The organism is Serpentinimonas sp. SMBJO2 (genome assembly GCF_056341105.1).
The window spans coordinates 1,746,983-1,767,096 of record NZ_CP150628.1; the positions used below are offsets into that span (position 1 = coordinate 1,746,983).

A 20,114-nucleotide genomic window follows, 5' to 3' on the forward strand; every position below is an offset into this window, starting at 1 on the left:
CTCACTGGCGCAACACGTTCAGGCCCTCGCGCAGCCCAGCGAAAGCCCTGAGTTGCACACCTCCGACAGCTAGGCCTACCGAATCGGCGTGGCCTCGCGGAAGACCCAAATTGCCCTGGAGCAGCCCCGCCAGCCCGACAAGATCCGCCCCCTGGCCCTTGCCCAGCCACTGTCCGCTGCCTTGCCGCTGGGCATCCAGGCGGTCGATTGCCCGCTGCAAATGACGCCAGTGCTGTTCAATGGCTTGCGCCCCTGCAGATGACGCGGATGGCTCTGGCGACCCGGCAACTTGCTCGTGCCAGCGGTCAAACCAGTTGGCACCGAAGGCCGCATCGCCCGCGAGGCCAAGACGGGGAGCTTCGAACCCAAAGCCATCCAAGAAGCGTGCCAGACTGTCGTCGCTGGCCTGCTGACCGCTTCTGGGTTGGGCATCGGCAGCGCCTGGTCGGTCACTGCGGTGGACGATAGGCCCGGGCGACGGCGCTTGCTGTTCGTTGCCAATGCGAGCGTTGCCAAGGACAGCAGAGGGTACGACGGTGCGGTTGCCGAAGCTGATGCGAAAGACGTCCGCCGCTGTCGAGCCTGACCCCTGGCCGTCGCTGGCGGTCACACGCACGTCAAGGCTGCCCCTGGCGTGGGCGGGTGCCGTGCCGCTGAAGGTCTGCGTCGCGGCATCGAACTCGAGCCAGCTGGGCAGTGCCTGGCCGTTGGAGAGCGTAGCCACGTACGCCAGCGTGTTGGTTTCGTCCACATCGCTGAAGCTACCAGAGGGTATTTGCCATGCAAATGAGTTGCCCCTGGCCAGTCGAACATCAGCCAGCGCCCTCGCCAGCACCGGCCTATCGTTATTGCCTGTTACCGTCACGACGAGTTCGCTCGTGGTCGCGGCGCTGCCGTCGCTGGCGGTGTAAGCGAAGCGGTCAAAGACCTTTTGCCCTTCGGCCAGCCCCTGCACCTTGGGTGCAAGATTGTTCAGCAGATAGGCATATCGTCCATCGGGCAAGAGCTTCAACCAGCCGAACTCGCCACGGCGGATGCCAGCATCCGTCACTCGGAGCGAGCCGCCTTGCGGATCGCGGTCGTTGGCCAGCACGTTGCCCAAGGCGATGAGCTTGCAGTCCTCGCTGACGGAGGCTGTATCGGGCGTGGTCACGGGCGGCAGGTTGCCGACGCCCGCCTCGGCCTCGAAGGTGAATAGCTGGCTGACCGATGCGCCGGCCAGGTCGGTGGCGGTGACCCGCAGCGAGAAGCTGCCGGCGGCGGAGGGTGTGCCGCTGAAGGTGCCGGTGGCGGCATCGAAGCTGAGCCAGGCTGGCAGCGGATCGCCATGTTCCAGCGTGGCAGAGTAGCGCAATACATCGCCCACGTCCACGTCGCGGAAGCTGTCGGTGGGCAGCGTGAAGCTGAAGGGCGTATTCTGTACGGCGCGCTGGTCGGGCAGGACCGTGCCGATTTCCGGGGCGTCGTTGGTGTTCTGCACGGTGAGGTGAAAGGCCGTGCTGGCGATCGCTCCGAAATGATCCCGGCCCTCCACCACAAGATCGAGACCACCCACGTCGTCGTTCGTAGGTCGCCCGCTCAATGTTCTGGACTCCGGATCGAACCTCAGCCATGCCGGTAGAGGCTCCCCGCTGGCCAGCCGGACAGCCACCTGGATTTCATCGGATGCATCCGGATCGCTGAACAAGTCGACTGGGAGAGTCAGACGGAAATCCTGGTCCTCTGCCCCCACAGCGTCTTCCAGCTGCTTGGTCGCCACAGGAGAACGGTTCATTTGTTCCGTCAACGACACCACGGTACCGTTTTCGAACACCAGCGTCACAATGACTGGATTGCCTTCCGAGGCACGGTAGTTTTCGATCCGCACAGCATCTTCATCGCCGTAATGCAAGACAAGGGTGGTGCCGTCCCATTCGTGAAGGATGTCCTCGGGTCGGACACCTGCACCGAAGCGGATAAAGTTGAAGTCCTCCCGCCCGCTGTCGATGATGGTGTCGATGCCATCGCCCCGGTTAAAGACATAGGCGTCGTCGCCCGCGCCGCCGTAGAGCACGTCGCTGCCTTTTCCGCCATGAAGCTCGTCGCTCCCTGCCCCTCCATGGAGGACGTCGTCATCCCCGTGGCCATGCAAACGCTCGACCTGATCGGTGCCGACCAGCACGTTGGCCGAGCCATCGCCCTCAACCACGAATCCCAAGGATACGAAGGTGGCGTAATCCACTGCCGTGCCGTCGGCAAACTCGAAGCGTTCAACCGCGTGGCCACCGCCCAGCACATCCGCCGGGTTGAACCCGGTCAGCCGCACCACATCGCCTTCGTTGCCGTAAGGGATGAGCAGCACATGGCCGCCGTTGCCGTCCGGCTCGAAGCGCAGGTTGTTGCGCAAGCCCTGCGGATCGATTCCGGGCCCGAAGCGCAGCACATTGCCCGCATCTTCCTCGGCCACGTCGTGGATGGTGACGATGCCGTCGCCCAGCTTGACGACATAGACGTCGTTGCCACCTTCGCCCATGAGCCAGTCGCCGCCGGGAGTGGCTTCGATCAGGTCGTTGCCGTGACCGCCCCGGATGCGATCCGTGAGCGTGGTGCCCTCGAGGGCGTCGCTTTGCTCGGTGCCGACGATGTCGAAGCCGCGTGCGAGCAATTCGGCGTAGCCGATCTCATCGCCCGCCATACCGAAGCGGAAGCGCTCCACGGCGCGCGTGCCCAGCGGGTTCCCCGGATCGAAGCCCGACAGCCGCACGCGGTTACCGGTGTTTTCCAGATCGAGAATCAGGAAGCCCTCCTGATCGAAAGACAAGCGCACATCGGCCAGCGTTGTACCCTCGGGCAGCACCAGGGTGTTGGGCGCATCACCTTCTTCGATATCGACGATGGTGTCCGTGCCGCCATCGGCGTCGATGACGTACAGATCGCCACCCGCGCCGCCACTCATGGTGTCGTCCGCCTCGCGGCCCTCGATCCAGTCGGCAAGCGCCGTGCCGGTCAGCACGTCATTGGCCGGCGTGCCGATGATGCGCACGCCGCGCGAGAGCAAGTCATCGAACGACAGACTGCCACCCGGCCATGGCAGGCTGATTTCCGAAACTGGCGCCTGCATGCCTTCTGCGCGCGGATCGAACCCGGCAAAGCGGATCGCGTCGCCCTCTTCAATCAGCCGCAACAGCAGGTCGCGCCCATCAAACTCCAGGCGCAGCGCTTCGGCGTTGATTGCGCCAGTAAGTTGGATGCGGTTCGTGTCCTGTGCGCGCCAAGTCTCGGCAATCAGCGTCTCGGCGGGCCGGCTGCCCCATGCCTTGTGGATGATATAGGTGTCCGATCCGACTCCGCCCACCAGCCGGTCGGCGCCACCACGCCCGTCCAATCCATCATCGCCATCACCGCCGATCAGAGTGTCGGCAAATTGCGTTCCATAAAGCCAGCCGCCTTCGTCTGCATTCATCGCCGTCCTGCCCGTCGGTTCGATGGACTCGGCCACGATCTCGGTGCCGTCGGCAAAGCGGATGACGTCCACCGAGCGGGTCTGCGTCGCCCGGTTCGGCTCGAAACCACGCAGGATGATCTTGTCGCCCGGGTGCCCCGCGAACTCGATCACCAGATCGCCGTTCTCTTGCGAGTAGCGCAAGTCCTCCGGGCGGATGCCGGGGCCGAAGCTGAGGATGTTGGGCGCGTCATCGACAATGGCACCGCCGCTCCACTCACCACCGTAGCCACCGCCATAGCCCCATTCACCGCCGTACCCACCATCGCCTCCACCATAGCCCCAGTCAAGCACACGGTGATCGTCGTCGATGATCACCACGCCATCGCCGGCAGCGTAGAGATAGGTGTCGCCACCCCAGCCGCCATAAAGCTCGTCACGCCCCGTACCGCCGGAGAGCGTGTCCGCGCCCCAGCCGCCGTAAATCACGTCATCGCCGGCACCGCCGTCGAGCACATCATCCCCGTCGCCGCCCACGATCAGGTCGTTGCCATTGCCGCCAAAGATCATGTCGTTACCGGCCAGGCCGAGCACGATGTCGTTGCCGTCGCCGGCATCCAGCGTGTCGCCATTGGGCGTGCCATAAAGCACGTCATGGCCATCGGTCGGGGTATTGCTGCCTAGCCGGGCAGCAGCGAACAGGTCGCCAGTCTGGGCATAGGCCACGGCTTCCAGGCCGCCTGCCGGCGCCACTTTGCCGGTCAGTTCAAACCCGCTGCCGTCGAAAGCCAAAGGCACCCCCCGCGTTGCGCCCACCAGCGCAACCGCGTTGGCGCGCAGCCAGCCGTCCAGGTTGAAAATTCGCGCCTTGCCATCGCCGTCGATGAACTGGAGCCGCTCCAGATCGCCCGGCAGCCGGTCCAAGCGCGTGCCCTCGAGCGTGATCGAGCCACCCGCGCCACCGTCGATCAGCAGCACCACGCGGCCCTCGCGGTCGAGCGCCGCCGACAGCATGGCGGGCGTGACCGTGGCGCCGAAGGACAGGGTGTCCGCGCCATCCCCCGCCCGCAGGGTGTCGTGGCCGTCGCCGTGGTTGAATGCGATCACGTCCTCGCCGTCGCCCGCGTCGATGAAATCGTCTCCTGCCTCGCCTGCGATCAGGTCGTCGCCTTGGCCGGTATAGACCGTATCATTGCCGGTGCCCGCCGAGACGACGTCGTTGCCGGCAGCGAGCTGGATGGTGTCGTCGTTGCCGCGCGCGTGCACGGTGACGGACTGGCTGGTGGAGTCGTAGATGAAATCGTCGGCCTGGCTGCCAACGATGGTGGTCGTATCCCCCCAATAGCGCTGCTGCCAGCCCATCTTGCCGCCGTCGGCGTGGGCGATCACATCAGCCAGCGTCCATTCGGTGCCGTCGTCGAAGCGCAGGCGCTGGATCGCGCCGCGCCCGAGGTCGTCCCCGTTTTCGCTGCTCACGACCAGCGCGTCGTTGCCGCCGATGCCGATGACGAGGTTGACATGGCCCAGATCGCCAGCCTGGCTGCTCCAGCTCGGATCCCCCAGCTGCACCGACACGTCTTCCGGCCGGATGCCCGGCGCAAATACCACGGTGTCGTTGGCCACCGCCAGGCTGGCGCCCACCGCGTTGTCCAGGTCCATACCCGGGGCCACGATGTAGGTATTGATGCCTTTGCCGCCGTAGAGCCAGTCGCGGTCGGCGCCGCCATCGAGCACGTCGTCGCCGGCTTCGCCGTAGAGCCAGTCGCGGCCCGCCCCGCCGATCAGCACGTCATCGCCCACGCGGCCGTAGATTTGGCTGTCCTTTTCGGTGCCACTAAGCGTGTCCCCACCGGGCGAGCCGTAGAGGATTTCCGCGCCTTCGCTCACATTGAGCAAAGCCAGAACGTCGTTCGCGTTCAGGCGAGCGCCGTTGGCGAAGTCGAAGGTATCGATGCGCTGCCAGTTGTTGAGCCAGTCCTTGAGGCGTACCGCGTCGCCGGAAGCGGCGACTGTCACAATCAGGTCGTTGCCGTCGCGGCTGAAAATAATGCCGTTCTGATCGATGCCAGGCCTGAACTGGATGCGGCCCCTGGTTGCCTCGATCACGTCCTGGCCATCGCCAATGCCAAAGCGGTAGGTGTCATGGCCGCCCAGGTTCTTGAAATGGTCGTTGCCAGCGCCGCCGTCCAGCGTGTCGTCTTGGTAACCGCCAACGATGGCATCGTCCCCGTGGGTGGCTGCCAGCGCCTGCGCGGCCAGATCGGCGCGGCCCCAGACCGTGCCGTCGGTAAAGCGCAACTGTTCGATACCAACCTGATCCGACCAAGTGTTGGCCTGGCCGCGCACGGTAACGCGCCCACCGTCTGGGAATGCCATGGCCAGGTCGCCTTGCAAGGTCCAGCGCACGGTCACATCCCCGGGCGCAATGCCGGCGGCGAGCTCCAGCACGTCTTCACCGGGTGTGTAGCTCTCATGGATCACGTCCTGCCCGTCGCCCAGGGCGTAGCGGTAGGTGTCGGAGCCGGTGCCGCCGTGCAGATTGTCGTTGCCGGCACCGCCCTGAATGAGGTCATCACGGTCATTGAAGCCGCGCAGCTCGTCGTTGCCGGCTTCGCCCAGCAGCGCGCGGGAGCGAATGTCCTCCAGGCCCCAAACCGTGCCGTCGGCAAAGACGATCTCTTCCACCGCGAACCGGTTGCGCTCGTTGAAGTGGTTCCTGACGGTGAGCGTCTCGCCAGTGTCGCGGATCGTGATTCTCAGGTCGTCGCTGAGCTGCCAGCCGTTGACCGTGCGCACGCGCTCCAGGCGTAAGTCGGAAGGCAGAACGCCCGCCTTCAGCTCGATGCGGTCGGTTTCGTTCTGCTGCCACGAATCCTCGATGATGGTGTCGTGCCCGTCGCCGCGGCCGAAGCGGTAGGTATCGCCCGCGCTTTCGCCGTCGAAGATCGGGTTGTTCCAGCCCATGACGCCGCCGCCGCGCAGCACGTCGTTACCCGCGCCGCCGTCGAGGATGTCGCGGCCGGCGCCCCCGAGCAGAACGTCATCCCCGTCACCGCCATCGAGCACGTCATCGCCACCGTTGCCAATAAGCGTGTCGTTGCCGCCCCGGCCGGTCAGCACATCGTCGCCCCGCGAGCCCATGGTGGTCTCCGCCTCATCGCTGCCGGCAAAGAGTATGGCCCGCACGTTGGCAAAGGACAGCACCGTGCCATCATGAAAGGCAATCCGCTCGATCAGCCACGGCCCGTTGGCGCCATTCCAGCCCTCCTGGAAGTAGTGCTTGAGGGTGACCTTGTCGTCCGTGCCGCGTATGGCCAGCACCAGGTCTTCGCCCTCGCGGATGAAGCGCACGTCCTCCCGTGCCACCCCTTCCTTGATGCGCAGGGTGTCGGTGTTGCCCGGCGTCCAGTCGCCGTCGATCACCGTATCCTGCCCGTCGCCGCGGCCGAAGAGGTAGGTGTCGTTGCCGTTGGCAGAGTCGCTCGGCGTGGTGTTGCGCTCTTGCCGCCACTGACCGTTGTCCCTGACCCAGTTCCAGCCCGTGCCGCCGATCAACAGATCGTTGCCCGCGCCGCCGTCGATCACGTCGTCGCCGCCGTGGCCGATCAGCGTGTCGTCGCCGGCCTGGCCGATGATTCTGTCGCCGGCAACCGAGCCGTGAATGGTGTCGTCGTTCTCGGTGCTCGCGACCACGGTGGCGCGCAGCGCATCGTCGTGGCTCCACACCGTGCCGTCGTCGAACACATATTGGCCGACGCCATTTCTTGCCGCCTCACTGCCGTCGGTCAGGATCGTGAGTGTTTCGCCGGTATCGGAAATCCTGAAAATCAAACTCCGATGTCCATCCAACGTCACACTGACATCCGCAGGCGCAAGCCCCGTGAAGCGCACGGTATCGCTCTGAGCGCCGCCCTCGGAAAAGTCATTGATGGTGTCGTGGCCGTAGCCGCGCCCGTAGACGTAGGTGTCCGCCCCGGCACCCCCGCGCAAGACATCATTGCCCGCGCCGCCGTCGAGGGTGTCATTGCCAAAGCCACCGTTGAGTATGTCGTTGCCTCCACGTCCAAACAGACGGTCATTGCCGCCCCGCCCGTCGAGGATGTCGTTGAATTCGGTGCCGCGCAGCACGTCATTGCCTTCCGTGGAACCTCTGGCCGCTACCCAGCCGCTGAGCGCAGTGTCCATGGTCTGCGCCACGTCCGCCCCCATGGGTGCAAGCATGGCCTTGAAGCCCGCCACATCCATCCGGCCGAGCAGCCCCATGCCTTTGAGCGAGTGCAGAAAATCGCCCAAGGCCTCCAAACCCGCCTCGCGATCCGCCCCGATTTGGGCCGCCAATGTCTGTGCAACGGCGGAAAGGTCGCCCACCACGGTTTCGGCTTCCATGTCCCACTGGTAGGCGATGTTGCGGAACAGGCCCTGCAGATGGCTCTGTGCCATGAGCTGGCCATAGACCAGCGCCTTGAGTTCGTCCCAGGCCGCAAGCAGCACCGGTGCAGCGCGACCATGCGGGTTGGGGTCGCGTGTCTGCCAGCACCAGATGCCTGCCCATTCCTCGCCCATGAACTCTTCCAGGGCTTCGAGCTTGCGCGCATCGCCGATGGCATTGCCGTAGATCATGCGCGAAGCGCGGCTGGCCGGGTCCACATCCTGAACGCCGCTCCAGCGGTAGATGATCTGTGTGACCAGGGCATCCCGGTCTTCGGGGGTTGTGGCTTGGGTGAAGGCGCTGACCAGCGCCTTGAGTTGGCCCGTTGTGTCCAAGGCCATGGCCTGGTGCAAGTCGCGCACCTTGCCGTATCCCTGGGCATCGGGCAGCAGGGCGATGTCGGCGGGCACTTCCACCCATTCGGTCGGCAGGCTGCTGGTCATGTTCGCGGTAAACCACACGTCGGTGGCAGCGCGGGTCTGACCATTGGTCGTGGTGTAGCGGCCCACCTGGCGGTGCTGGTTGCCGTGCGTGTCCACGTGGGTGCTGTTCGTGTACGCCACGTTGATGCTGCGCACCCCGGCTTCATCGAGAGTGAGCAGCTCGCCTTGGCCGGTGCGCGCGTCCAGGCTGGCATCGACCCACACGCGCAACTGGGCAAACACCGGATCGCTGGCGTCGATGACGCCGTCGCCGTTGGCGTCCAGTGCCCTCAGGGCCTCGAAGCCGTGGACGGCCTTGAGGCCGTTGGGCAACAGGGTTTCGGAACCAAAGAGTTCGCGGCCCGAGTCGATCACCCCATTGGCGTTGCGGTCCCACACCAGCAGGCCGTCGCCAGGGGCGACCCAGCCGCTGCGCTCGGCAAAGCCGTCGGCGGCGTGGTCGAAGAATACGCCCGCTGGCAAGCCCACGGTGCCGATGACACCGTCACCGTCCAGATCCAGGATGATGGGCGAGGGGATGGTGGAGGCAACCTGGGTTTGGCGTTTGATGTCCTCGATGACGTCGTTGGGCTGCTGCGTGATCCTTTGTTCGAGCCGATGGTGCAATGGGCCCGTTACCCAGTTAAAAAGGTTGTCGATACCGCTTTCCAGGTTGGCACCAAACCGGCTGAAGTATGCCTGCAGCGCTGTGCCCATCTGCGCCGCCAGTTCCTGGGTGCGCGCCAGCAGGTTGACCACCGCGTCGTGAATGCTCGCGTCATTGGGTTTGGCCGCCAGTGCGGCCAGCCCCAGTGCGGCAGAACCCACGATGGTCGATGCGGCAACACCCAGCAAAATCGCCGGAGACGCAGCCGTGAGCCCTGCAACCAACCCCACCCCCGCAACAGCCGTTGAGAGTGCACCCAGCAGGGTGTCGTTTTTAATGCTTCCTTTATCGGCTTCACTAACAAGTTTGAATGCATCATTGGTTGCTGCAGCCGCCCAAACATGCGGCGCCTTGCTCGCGACTGCTCTGGATATGGTGCTTGCCAGGGCCTGCAAGCCGGAGGCCCCTGACACAACCGCATCGATGGCCTCACCCTTGTTGGCGGCCTTGCCCGCATTGGCCAGATCGACTGGCGAGGCCTTGGCGCCCAAAATATCCGACACCAAATGGACCGTGGCATGGTTCAGACTCATGTGGAACTCCCTGAGGTTGGGTGGGTGGAAACAAGACTTTCAAGATGCGCCTGCCGCGCCCGCCACGCCGCGCGGGCATAGCGTTTGAGCAGCCACAGGAACAAGGGCAATGCAATCCACAGCCAGAGGACTTTCATCAACTGGATGTAAAACGCCCTGCTTGCAGCAGGGGTGGCCCGCCGGTCTAGGCCGCGTGTGCCGTCGGGGTAATCAATCGTGACAACTCTGCGGGAGTAAAACGGGTACCAGATCGACACCTCAGTGACGTAACAAACCGTTAGCGACTGGCCGATGAAGGGCTCTAGACTTCGGATGGTGGAATTCGTGCCGTAGAACTTGTGAGTCATTCCAACCTCATCGGCCAGGGTGGAAGACGAATGCCCGCGAGTCAATACGACCGCCCTGACCACGGTGCCGGTCTGGCAGGGCAGCTCGTCCCACGAGGCGTAGTGCCGAACCGCCATGTAGCCAGACAAGCCGAAACTTCCAATCACGAAAGCAAGCAGCAACAGCATCAGCAGAACACTGCCCACCGCTTCCCTGCGGGCGCAGATGTAGAACCAACCGATCCAAGTGCGCTTCATGCGGGCTTTGAAGCGCTGCCACAACGCTTTGACGGGGTTGGGTTTGGGGGTTTGGGTCATGCGACTTTCCTCCACTGTGCCTCATTCGCGGCGCTTCGCTTCGAGTACGCCACGTGAATGCCGCGCACCCCGGCCTCTTCCAGGCTGAGCAGCTCGCCCTGGCCGGTGCGCGCGTCCGTGCTGGCATCGACCCACACGCGCAACTGGGCAAACACCGGGTCGCTGGCGTCGATGACGCCGTCGCCGTTGGCGTCCAGTGCCCTCAGGGCCTCGAAGCCGTGGACGGCCTTGAGGCCGTTGGGCAACAGGGTTTCGGAACCAAAGAGTTCGCGGCCCGAGTCGATCACCCCATTGGCGTTGCGGTCCCACACCAGCAGGCCGTCGCCAGGGGCGACCCAGCCGCTGCGCTCGGCAAAGCCGTCGGCGGCGTGGTCGAAGAATACGCCCGCTGGCAAGCCCACGGTGCCGATGACACCGTCACCGTCCAGATCCAGGATGATGGGCGAGGGGATGGTGGAGGCAACCTGGGTTTGGCGTTTGATGTCCTCGATGAGGCTGAAGTCAGGCACCAGCACGTCGAACCAGGGGTTCACGGGCAGCAGCCCGTCTGGGTTGAACACGGGCACCTGCCCGGTGTATTCCCTCATGCACTGTTGGAAGGCGGGGTCGTCTTGAAGACCGCGCATGATGCTGTCGACTTCAGCGCGTTCTTGGGGAGTGAGCGCGCGCTCGAACAACAGCCCCTTGGCGTCATCGACCGTCCAGCCCTTGGCACCCGCCACCACCTGGTAGATGCCAGCGGACACGCCCACGCCGACGGCAATGGGCACGATGATGCCGCCGCCCAGGATGAGGGCTGCACCTCCAGCAATGGCCGCCGCCCCGCCTATGAGGCCTGCAATGTCGGATTGTTGGGGGGATTTGCCGGAACTATTGAATTCTTGTATTTTTCTATAACTATTCGCCATAGCCGCCGCACCAAGGAACATGCCTACACCAGGCAAGACCTTTCCAGTCGCCATGCCCGTGCGCGCAAACTCCACTGCCGCGTGTGCGGTTTGGCTCACACCCAGCACGGTGCCTGTGGCATTGAAAGAACCATCGGGGTTCTTGGCTCCTACGCCGACGTTGGCAGCGTTGACGTGCATGCCAACAAAATTGGTGACCACCATCACAGGTTGTGTACTCACAGAACACCTCGCCTTTCACGCAAGAAGAAAACAAAGCCCAAGGGGGCCAACACGAACAATGTGACGCCTAAGAAGGCGTCAAGACCAATTTTTAGCTCTTTGCCCATAATCTGTTGTGTCTGGTCGGAACCGATTTCAAAGCCTATAGATGGACACGACAAGGCCCACACACGATACTGACCAGCCAACACCCAGTAACGTATGGACGAGATACGCGCCGTGGCTCGGCAACCAACCAAGGCTTGGCGCTCTGTTGAGGTCCAAAGATGGAAGCTGCCTGCACCAAAAAAAGTTACCGTTTTAGGCCAATAAACGCTACGTTGTTGTCCATCAGGCCACTCCATTACAAAGTGTGGGTCGCGATCCCGTGTTTGCACGATGTGCACCTGCACAGTTTCTAACTGACGAAAGTCAGGTTTGGCGTTTAGGTGTGTAACCCCTTGGGGATAGGCCATAACAACAAGCCATCCACCCCATATCACTAAACTAAGCTGATACCTTTTGTACCAAGGCTTGAGCCGCGCCGCTGCGATTTTTTCTGGGTCGGGCGGGCCGCCGGCGAGCCAGTCAATAAAACGCTGCCAGCGGGTGCGGTGGGTGGTATTGGGTATAGCTGAGTGGCCGTTCATGCGACTTGCCTCCACTGCGCCTCATTCGCGGCCTCTTCCAGGCTGAGCAGCTCGCCTTGGCCGGTGCGCGCGTCCGTGTTGGCATCGACCCACACGCGCAACTGGGCAAACACCGGGTCGTTGGCGTCGATGACGCCGTCGCCGTTGGCGTCCAACGCCCTGAGCGCTGCGAAACCGTTGACGGCTTTCAGGCCGTTGGGCAACAGGGTTTCGGAGCCAAAGAGTTCGCGGCCCGAGTCGATCACCCCATTGGCGTTGCGATCCCAGACCAAGAGCCCATCACCAGGGGCCACCCAGCCGCTGCGCTCGGCAAAGCCGTCGGCGGCGTGGTCGAAGTAAACACCTGACGACAGACCCACGGTGCGGATGACGCCGTCGCCGTCCAGGTCAAGGATGATTGGAGAAGGGATGGTGGAGGCGGCTTGGGTCTGCCTTTTGATTTTCTCGATATCACATGTGCCGGGTCTATTGAAGAAGAACTGATTGAATGCCTGCGTACCTTCGTCCAGTGCATCAAGAATGCTCTGCTCAAGCGGCTTTCGTGCTTCTACGAGCGCCTGCGCAGCAGCCGCAGAAATCGATGCCGCCGCCAAAGCCGCTTTCGCTGGTGACGGAGGAAGAAGTCCGGCGATCGTTCCAGTTACGCCAGCAAGAACACCCAATCCAGCAGCAAGCTTGTCGGCTGGGGTTGTTGCATTCTGCAATGCGGCCACGCTTAAAGCTGCATGAGTTGTTGCCGCAGTTGGAACAAGCCCCATTCCTAGACCACGCAGGAATGGGTGAAATTTACTCATCTGCATGGCCGTTGCGAAAGCGGCGACTATGGCAGCCCCCATTGAGGCCACATTGTTGGATTTCTCGAGCCCACTGTTGTAAGCCGAATTGGCAGCGGCAGTTGAAGCCGCAAGCTCTCCTGCGGTACCCAGTACCCCCAGCCTTTTGGGGATTGCACAAAAGCTCATCACATCACCCCTTTGCATTCAAAATAATTGAAAATCCACCAAACAGACCAAACCACACGAATATTGCCCCCCAAAGCCCGCCCGCACTATCGGCAAAAAAAACTCTTTCTTCCAGCTTAGTTCTCGGATAAAGATCGTATCGTTCTATTTCCTGCGGAGAGCCAATGTGACTAAGATTGATCGGGTAGTTGTATTCGGAATAATTTTTGCCATCAATTTTGAAAGCCGAATAAAAATACAGCAATAGCCCCACTGCAAGACAAAACAACAGTGTGCCACTCAAGCTTGAGAATTCCCTTTGAACCCATGAAGCAACAGGAATTGAAGCAATGAATCCATGCCATCCCTTGATAAAGTTTGGCAGTAGCACGACGCCAAAGGCCAGGGAGGCAGAAATCATGTGCAAATACTTGATCCATTTGATTTCCCATCTCACTATCGCCTCGTGGATATATCGACGGGCAACGACCTCTGCATCCTCTGGGTCTTTGGGCTCCCTGATGCCGTGGATTTTTTTCCACCGCTCTTTGCTTAGCTGCCTCATACAATCTCCTTCACCAAACTCACGTGCCCTCCGTGGCCAGCCATGTTCACTACTTCATCCACCTGCAGGCCCTTGGGCACCTGATGGGTGATGAAGATCATCGTCACCTTGCCCTTGAGGCGGTTGACGGTCTGGGCGAAGTGTTCGGCGGTGTGCTGGTCGAGGTTGGAAATGGCCTCGTCGAAGATCAGCACCTTGGGGCGCTTGAGCAGCGCGCGGGCGATGGCGATGCGCTGGCGCTGTCCGCCCGACAACCCCGTGCCATGTTCACCCAGCTCGGTCTGGTAGCCTTTGGGGAGCTTTTCGATGACTTCGTGAATTTCCGCCGCTCGGCACGCGGCGATGACGTCTTCGAAACTCGCATGCGGGTGCGCCATGACGAGGTTCTCGTAGACCGTCCCCGAGAACAGCACCGTCTCCTGCGGCACCACGCCAAAGTAGGCACGCAGCTCGTTGGCTGCGAGTGTGCGCAGGTCGCGGCCGTCGATGGTGATCTGGCCCTCCTGCGGAAAGTAGAAGCCCTGCAGGAGCTTGGCCAGCGTGCTCTTGCCGCAGCCGGATGGGCCCATCAGCACGGTCAACTTGCCGGTGCCAATGGCAAGGTTGAAGCCGCGGTAGAGCCAGGGATGCTGCTGGGAGTAGCGAAAGGATATGTCCCTGATCTCGATCTTGCCGACACCTCCGGCGGCACGTTGCGGGGTGAGGGTGACGGGCTCCTGCGGCATGTCTAGAATGTCGCCAAGCCGCTCGACGGCGACGCGCGCCTGCTGGAATTCCTGCCACAGACCCACGAGCCGCATGACCGGCTGAGACAAGCGGCTGGCAAACATCTGGAAGGCCACCAGCATGCCCACCGTGAAGCCGACGTCCTGCATGACGTACCAGGCGCCGACGATGAGTATGGACAAGGTCATGAGCTGTTCGAGCCCGCCGGCGACGACCTGGTAGGTGTTGCCCACCTGCCGGGTGGCGAAGTTGGCCGCAAGATACTGCGCCAGATAGGTGCCGTAGCGCTTGTCGACCACCGGCTCCAGTTGCAGCGACTTGACGGTTGGCATGCCCGCAAGATATTCTGTCAGGAATGCTTGGTTGCGCGCCCCGAGCAGGAACTGCTCGTCCAGGCGCGCACGGAAGACCGGCACCATGAACAGGCTGACGACCACGATCAGCGCGAGGATGGCCAGCACGATCAGGGTGAGCTGCCAACTGTAGGCAAACATCACGGCCAGAAAGATCAGCAGGAAGGGAAAATCGAGCATCAGCGTGACCGCCGCGCCCGAGACAAACTCGCGCAGCGTCTCGACGCCCTGCATGCGCGCCACGGTGGTGCCTGTGGGCCGTGCCTCGAAGTACGGCAGGGGCAGGCGCAGCAGGTGCCGCATGACCTTTTCGCACAGCACCGCGTCGATGCGGCTGCCGGTGTGCAGCACCAGATACTGGCGCAGCCAGGTCATGCCGCTGGTGAAGAACATGAACACCACCAGCGCCACGCCCAGCACGATGAGCGTGCTTTCCGAGTGGTGGGCGATGACCTTGTCGATGATGACCTGGGTGAATAGCGGCGTGGCCAGCGCGACAAGCTGGATGGCGAGGCTGGCCAGCAGCACGTCACTCCAAATTCGTTTATGGCGCAACAGTTCAGGAACAAACCAGGAAAACCCGAAGGGCTTTGGCTGAACATCAGGTTCGGCTGCGCGACTGAGGGATTCCGATATCGGTGGGTCGGCTTGCGTGACCAGCAGCAGTGCCGGCGCAGCTTGGGCGCGTGCGGCTTCGAGTGACAAGGATTCCGGCGTCGACTGACCGTGCCTGACCCAGACCACAGTTCCGGGGCTGTGCTGAACGATGAGCGCCGGGGTGAACGAGGCTGGTTCAGGCGACTGGGCGCAAGAAAGATCGACCTGTTCGGCCCCCGTATTTGTGCATTCGGAAGCCGACGCGTAGAGCAGCGCCACAGCCGGCAGCGGAAAATCCGACGTCCCCGCCTCGGGCCACTGTACGAAACCGGCCTCGAGACCATGGGCGTCCAAAGCTTCGATCAACGCGGGCAGATCGACCGGTGGCGGAAAACGCTTCTGCACCAACTCAGCGTCGAACGGCTGGCGATAGAAGGCAGCCAAGCTGGCCAGCAGCCACAGCACGGCTGCTGTGTCAAGGCTCTCTACCGAATCGAAAACGGCACTCTGATGCACTCCCTGCATAGCCCGCCCTTTTGAATCATAATGATTTTCTTGATTCGATTGTAAAATGGCAAAAAACGGGCTGTCAAGCCAAGTTCAAGCTAAACACCCGAGCCGCTCCGACAAGCTGCGCAGCTTCATGGATTCGCTCTAAGCCAGCCCGACCCAGCCGCCACCCATGCAAGACGCCCATCACCCCCCCGCCTGGCTGCGCAACGGCCTGGTCGCCTTGCTGCTGGGCGTGCTGCTGCTCGCCGGCCTGATCGTGCTGCAGCCCTTCCTGACCGCGGTGGCTTGGGCGGCGATCCTGGTCTACGTATCCTGGCCGCTGTACGAGCGGCTGGTGCGGCGCTTCAACGGCCGGCGCGGCTGGGCCGCGTTCACCATGACGATGGCGCTGGCCGTGGTTCTGGTCGCGGTGCCGCTGTGGCTGCTGCTCATGATGCAGCGCGAGGGCACGGGCGCGCTGCGCAACGCGCTGGCGTTTCTGAGGGCAGGCGTCGAGCTGCCGCAACCGCTGGCCGCAATCCCCGTAATCGGGCCCTGGCTACAAGAGCAGTTGGCGGTGCTCGGTGGCGACCGCCAAGAGCTGGGCCGCTACCTCGCCACGCTTGGCGAGCAGTGGGGGCAGTGGCTGGGCGCGCGCGCCGTCGGCCTGCTCGGCGACCTGGGCATGAACGCGCTGCGTTTCACGATCGCGCTGCTGACGGCGTTTTTCCTGTTTCGCGACGGCGAGCAGTTGTTCCAAGAATCGCGCCAGGTGCTGCGCGGGCTGCTGGGCAACCGTGTTCAGGCCTACTTCGATGCCGTCGGCAACACCACCCGCGCCGTCGTTTACGGCCTGCTGCTGGCCGGGGTCGCGCAGGGCTTCGTGGCCGGGCTGGGCTATTGGGCGGTGGGCATCTCGGCGCCGGTGTTCTGGGGCGCAGCGACGGCGCTGCTGGCCCTGATCCCCTTCGGCGCGATCCTGATCTGGGTGCCGATGGCGCTGTGGCTGCTGCTCACCGGCTATGTGGCGGCCGGCATCGGCCTGCTGCTGTGGGGCATGCTGGCGGTGAGCTGGATCGACAACCTGGTGCGCCCGCTGGTCATCAGCGGCGTGTCCAAGGTGCCGTTCCTGATCGTGCTGTTCGGCGTGCTCGGCGGCCTGGGCGCGTTCGGGCTGATCGGGCTGTTCGTTGGCCCGGTGATCCTCGCGGTGCTGCTGGCCGTCTGGCGCGAATGGGCGGCCACCGCCGCCGGCAGCGCGCCCGCTGCGCCCGCTGCGCCCGCTGCGCCCGCTGCGTCTACTGCATCCACTGCGCCCGACGCCCAGACCCGGGGCTGAAGACCGGTCCGCCCGACCGCCCCTCAGCCGACCCTGAAGTTCTTGAACTGCCAGGGGTCGTCGCGGTCCATGTCTTCGGGGTACAGCTGGCCACGCCCCAGCAGCGGGGTCCAGTCGGTGTAGACGCCACCGAGCTCGCCCAGGTACGGACGACACCAGTCGAGGATCTGCGCATGCGGCATCTCGTCGGGCTCGACGACCCCGCAGGCCGGGTTGCGCATGGCCCAGACGACGCCCGCCAGGGCACTGGCCGTCACCTGCAAGCTGGTCGCGCTGTTGTGCGGACAGGCGGCACGGGCCTGTTCGACGTTGAGCTGGGAGCCGTACCAGTAGGCCCCGCGCGCATGGCCCATCAGCAGCACGCCCAGCGCGTCGGTGCCGGCAACGATGTCGTCCTTCAGGATGCGCGTGCGCAGCGGCATCTGCCACTGGCGGCCAGCGAGTTCGTGCACCGACAGCACCGCATCGTTGCACGGGTGGTAGGCGTAGTGCACGGTCGGCCGGTACTCGGGTGCTCCGCTGTCGCCCGACGCAGCGGCGACGGTGAGGTAATCGGCAATCGACAGCGCCTCGGCGTGGGTGATCAAAAAGGCGTGCTGCGCGCCGGCGACGGGGGTCCAGCTGCGCACGCGCGTGCTGGCGCCGGGGCGCTCGAGGTAGATCGCCGCACGGCAGCCGCTGGTCTGGCGCACGCCGTCGGGCGGGAAGTGGCGCTCGTGCGTGCCCCAGCCCAGTTCGGCCGGCTGCAGGCCCTCGGCGACGAAACCCTCGACCGACCAGGTGTTGACGAACTCGCCCACCGCTTTGGGTTGCGCACCGACCTGGGTATCGCGCTCGGCGATGTGGATCACCTTCACGCCCAGCTGCTGCGCCAGCCGCGCCCATTCTGGGCGCGTGGCCGGCGCGGCCACTGCGATGCCGGTATCGCGTGCCAGGTCGAGCAGGGCCTGCTTGACGAAATGCGAAACCAGGCCGGGGTTGGCACCATGCGTGATCACCGCCGTCGGCGTCCCCGCACGGCGCAGCGCCAGCGACTCTTGGCGCTGGGCGTAGTTGGTGCGCCGCGCCAGCGGCAATGCGGCGCAGTCGTAGGTTCCGGCCCAAGGCTCGGAGACGGTGTCGAGGTAGAGCGCGCCCAGCTCTTGGCACAGCGCGATCAGCGCCGCGCTGCTGACATCGACCGAGAGGTTGAGCAGGAAGTCGCCGTCGGCCAGCAGCGGCGTCAGCAGCTCGCGGTAGTTGGCGCGCGTGAGCGCCGCGTCGACCATGCGCACGCCGAACTTCCGTGCGATCGCGGCGCCGTCGCTGCCCGGCGTGAGCACCACGATCTGCGCCGGCGACAGCCGGATGTGGCGCAGCAGCAGCGGCAGCACGCCTTGGCCTATGCTGCCAAAGCCGACCAGGACGATGCGGCCCTCGTAGTGGTGGAACGTGGTCTGCGGGTCGGTCATGGAGATGGAAAGTCGTTCGAGGGGATCGGTCGATGCAGCAACGGCTTGCCAAGTCTACTCGAGCCTGAAGCGCCGCACCACCTCCGAGAGCGCACGCGCCTGCTCGCTCATGGCCGTGGCGGCGGCGGCGCTTTGCTCGACCAGCGCCGCGTTTTGCTGCGTCATCTGATCGAGCTGGCTGACGGCGGCGTTGATCTGCGCCACCCCTTCGGCCTGCTCGCTCGAGACGCTCGATATTTCGGCCACCACGTCGCGCACGCGCTCGACCTGTTCGACGATCGCCTGGATCGATGCACCCGCCTGGTGCACCAGACCCACGCCCGCCCCGACCCGATCGACGCTGTTGTGGATCAACGCCTTGATCTCTTTGGCCGCTTCGGCGCTGCGCCCGGCCAGTGAACGCACCTCGGAGGCCACCACCGCAAAGCCGCGCCCGGCCTCACCCGCCCGCGCCGCCTCGACCGCAGCATTGAGCGCCAGGATATTCGTCTGAAACGCGATGCCGTCGATCACCGCGATGATTTCACTGATTTTTTTCGAAGCCTGCTGGATTTCGCTCATGGTCTGCACGACGCTGCCCACCACCTCGCGCCCGTGCTGCGCACTCTGGCCCGCCGCCGTGGCCAGCTCGCTGGCGGTGCGCGCCGAGGCCGCCGAATGCCCGATGCCCTCCGACATGCTCTCCATGCTGGCCGCCGTCTGCTCGAGGCTGCTGGCGCTTTGTTCGGTGCGTTCGCTCAGGTTCTGGTTGCCGGCGGCAATTTCGTGCGCCACCGCCGTGATGCCGTCAGTGCCGAGGCGCACGTCGGCCACCACCTGCGCAATCTGCAGGCGCATGGCGTCGAGGGTGCGGCTCATCTGGCCAAACTCGTCGTGGCGCTTGACCGACAGGCGCGCACCCAGGTTGCCATCGGCCATCTGCTGCGCAAAGTCCATGACTTCGTTCAGGGGCGCGCGGATGCTGCGAATCAGCACCCAGGAGCCGCCCAGAATGAACAGAATCAGCAGGGCCATCACGACACTTCCGCTCCTCATATTGGCGACGCGGCGCTCGGCAAACACCTTTTGCGACTCCTGCAGCAGCGTCGCTTGCAGTTGGGCAAACTCGTTCAGGCTCGCCATGTAGGGCGCAAAGCCGGGGTTGAAGCGCTGCTGCACTTCTTGCATCGCTGCCGCCGGGTCGGCCTGTGCGCGCAACTGGCGCGCGCGCGCCAGGGAGTCCAGCAACACCTGCCGCTGGGTGGCGATGCGCTGCAAGAGCTCGCGCTCGGGTGGGCTCGACGACAGTTCAGCCAGCCGGTCTTGCAGTTGCGTCACTTGCTGCAGGTCGCGCGCGATCAGCTCGCGGTACAGGGATTCCAGCTCGGGGCTGGCCGATATGAACGTGGCCTGGATCCGGGTCACGTTGGTTTCCACCAGCCCAGCCCAGCGCGTGGCCAGCTGCAGCTTCTCGCCTTTGAGCCCCAGCACCGCTTCGGCTTCGACCGTGATGGCGCGCGACTGCAGCGAGGTTTGCACCACCACCCCGACCAAGGCGACGACCAGCAACCAGACCCCGAGCCAGAGCTTGGCCCCGACACTCAAACCCGAACGAATCGATGCCTTGCTCATGCGAATTCCACTTTCTTACAACGATCTGACAGACCCAAAAGGGCGCGAGCATAGCCGAAACGCGCAGCTTTTGCGCTGGCCGGGCTTGAATTGTCTCATTGCTTTGATATATTCGACCCGAAGAAGGGATTTTTACAACGAAGCGCCCATCGGCCTTCGCGTCG

Annotated in this window: 10 protein-coding genes; 1 reads left to right on the top strand and 9 read right to left on the bottom strand. The window is 63.9% G+C overall.

The window, feature by feature from the left end; all coding sequences use genetic code 11:
* Nucleotide 1 precedes the first annotated feature (1 nt).
* From AAAZ40_RS08095 to AAAZ40_RS08125, 7 genes are read right to left on the bottom strand one after another with little or no spacing between them, the layout of a single operon-like run.
* Entirely contained in the window at nucleotides 2–9,472 is a 9,471-nt protein-coding gene (locus tag AAAZ40_RS08095; protein ID WP_476659886.1) for a calcium-binding protein, read from the bottom strand.
* Nucleotides 9,469–10,116 carry a hypothetical protein gene (locus AAAZ40_RS08100; RefSeq protein WP_476659887.1) on the bottom strand — a complete coding sequence of 216 codons (648 nt, stop codon included), beginning with the start codon at nucleotides 10,114–10,116 and terminating at the stop codon, nucleotides 9,469–9,471. Before AAAZ40_RS08100 ends, AAAZ40_RS08095 begins: the two co-directional genes overlap by 4 nt.
* Nucleotides 10,113–11,246, bottom strand: coding sequence for a hypothetical protein (locus AAAZ40_RS08105; protein ID WP_476659888.1), 1,134 nt, complete (start codon nucleotides 11,244–11,246; stop codon nucleotides 10,113–10,115). The genes AAAZ40_RS08100 and AAAZ40_RS08105 overlap by 4 nt, the downstream gene beginning before the upstream one ends.
* On the bottom strand, nucleotides 11,243–11,875 hold the full coding sequence (locus AAAZ40_RS08110) for a hypothetical protein (RefSeq protein WP_476659889.1): 633 nt from the start codon (nucleotides 11,873–11,875) through the stop codon (nucleotides 11,243–11,245). The genes AAAZ40_RS08105 and AAAZ40_RS08110 overlap by 4 nt, the downstream gene beginning before the upstream one ends.
* The gene (locus AAAZ40_RS08115) at nucleotides 11,872–12,837 is read right to left on the bottom strand and encodes a hypothetical protein (protein WP_476659890.1); all 966 of its coding nucleotides are present in this window, start codon (nucleotides 12,835–12,837) and stop codon (nucleotides 11,872–11,874) included. Before AAAZ40_RS08115 ends, AAAZ40_RS08110 begins: the two co-directional genes overlap by 4 nt.
* A 4-nt stretch (nucleotides 12,838–12,841) precedes the next feature.
* Nucleotides 12,842–13,381, bottom strand: coding sequence for a hypothetical protein (locus tag AAAZ40_RS08120; RefSeq protein WP_476659891.1), 540 nt, complete (start codon nucleotides 13,379–13,381; stop codon nucleotides 12,842–12,844).
* Nucleotides 13,378–15,522 carry a peptidase domain-containing ABC transporter gene (locus AAAZ40_RS08125; RefSeq protein ID WP_476659892.1) on the bottom strand — a complete coding sequence of 715 codons (2,145 nt, stop codon included), beginning with the start codon at nucleotides 15,520–15,522 and terminating at the stop codon, nucleotides 13,378–13,380. The genes AAAZ40_RS08120 and AAAZ40_RS08125 overlap by 4 nt, the downstream gene beginning before the upstream one ends.
* Before the next feature lie 217 nt (nucleotides 15,523–15,739).
* Between AAAZ40_RS08125 and AAAZ40_RS08130 the strand changes: the two genes are divergently transcribed.
* Complete coding sequence (locus AAAZ40_RS08130; protein ID WP_476659893.1) at nucleotides 15,740–16,888, top strand: AI-2E family transporter; 1,149 nt, start codon at nucleotides 15,740–15,742, stop codon at nucleotides 16,886–16,888.
* 23 nt (nucleotides 16,889–16,911) lie between these two features.
* On the opposite strand, the gene AAAZ40_RS08135 is transcribed toward AAAZ40_RS08130, so the two are convergent.
* Together AAAZ40_RS08135 and AAAZ40_RS08140 are read right to left on the bottom strand one after the other, a co-directional pair.
* Entirely contained in the window at nucleotides 16,912–18,339 is a 1,428-nt protein-coding gene (locus tag AAAZ40_RS08135) for a homospermidine synthase (protein ID WP_476659894.1), read from the bottom strand.
* Nucleotides 18,340–18,393: 54 nt separating this feature from the next.
* Nucleotides 18,394–19,950, bottom strand: a complete 1,557-nt coding sequence (locus tag AAAZ40_RS08140; RefSeq protein ID WP_476659895.1) for a methyl-accepting chemotaxis protein — start codon at nucleotides 19,948–19,950, stop codon at nucleotides 18,394–18,396.
* Nucleotides 19,951–20,114 lie beyond the last annotated feature (164 nt).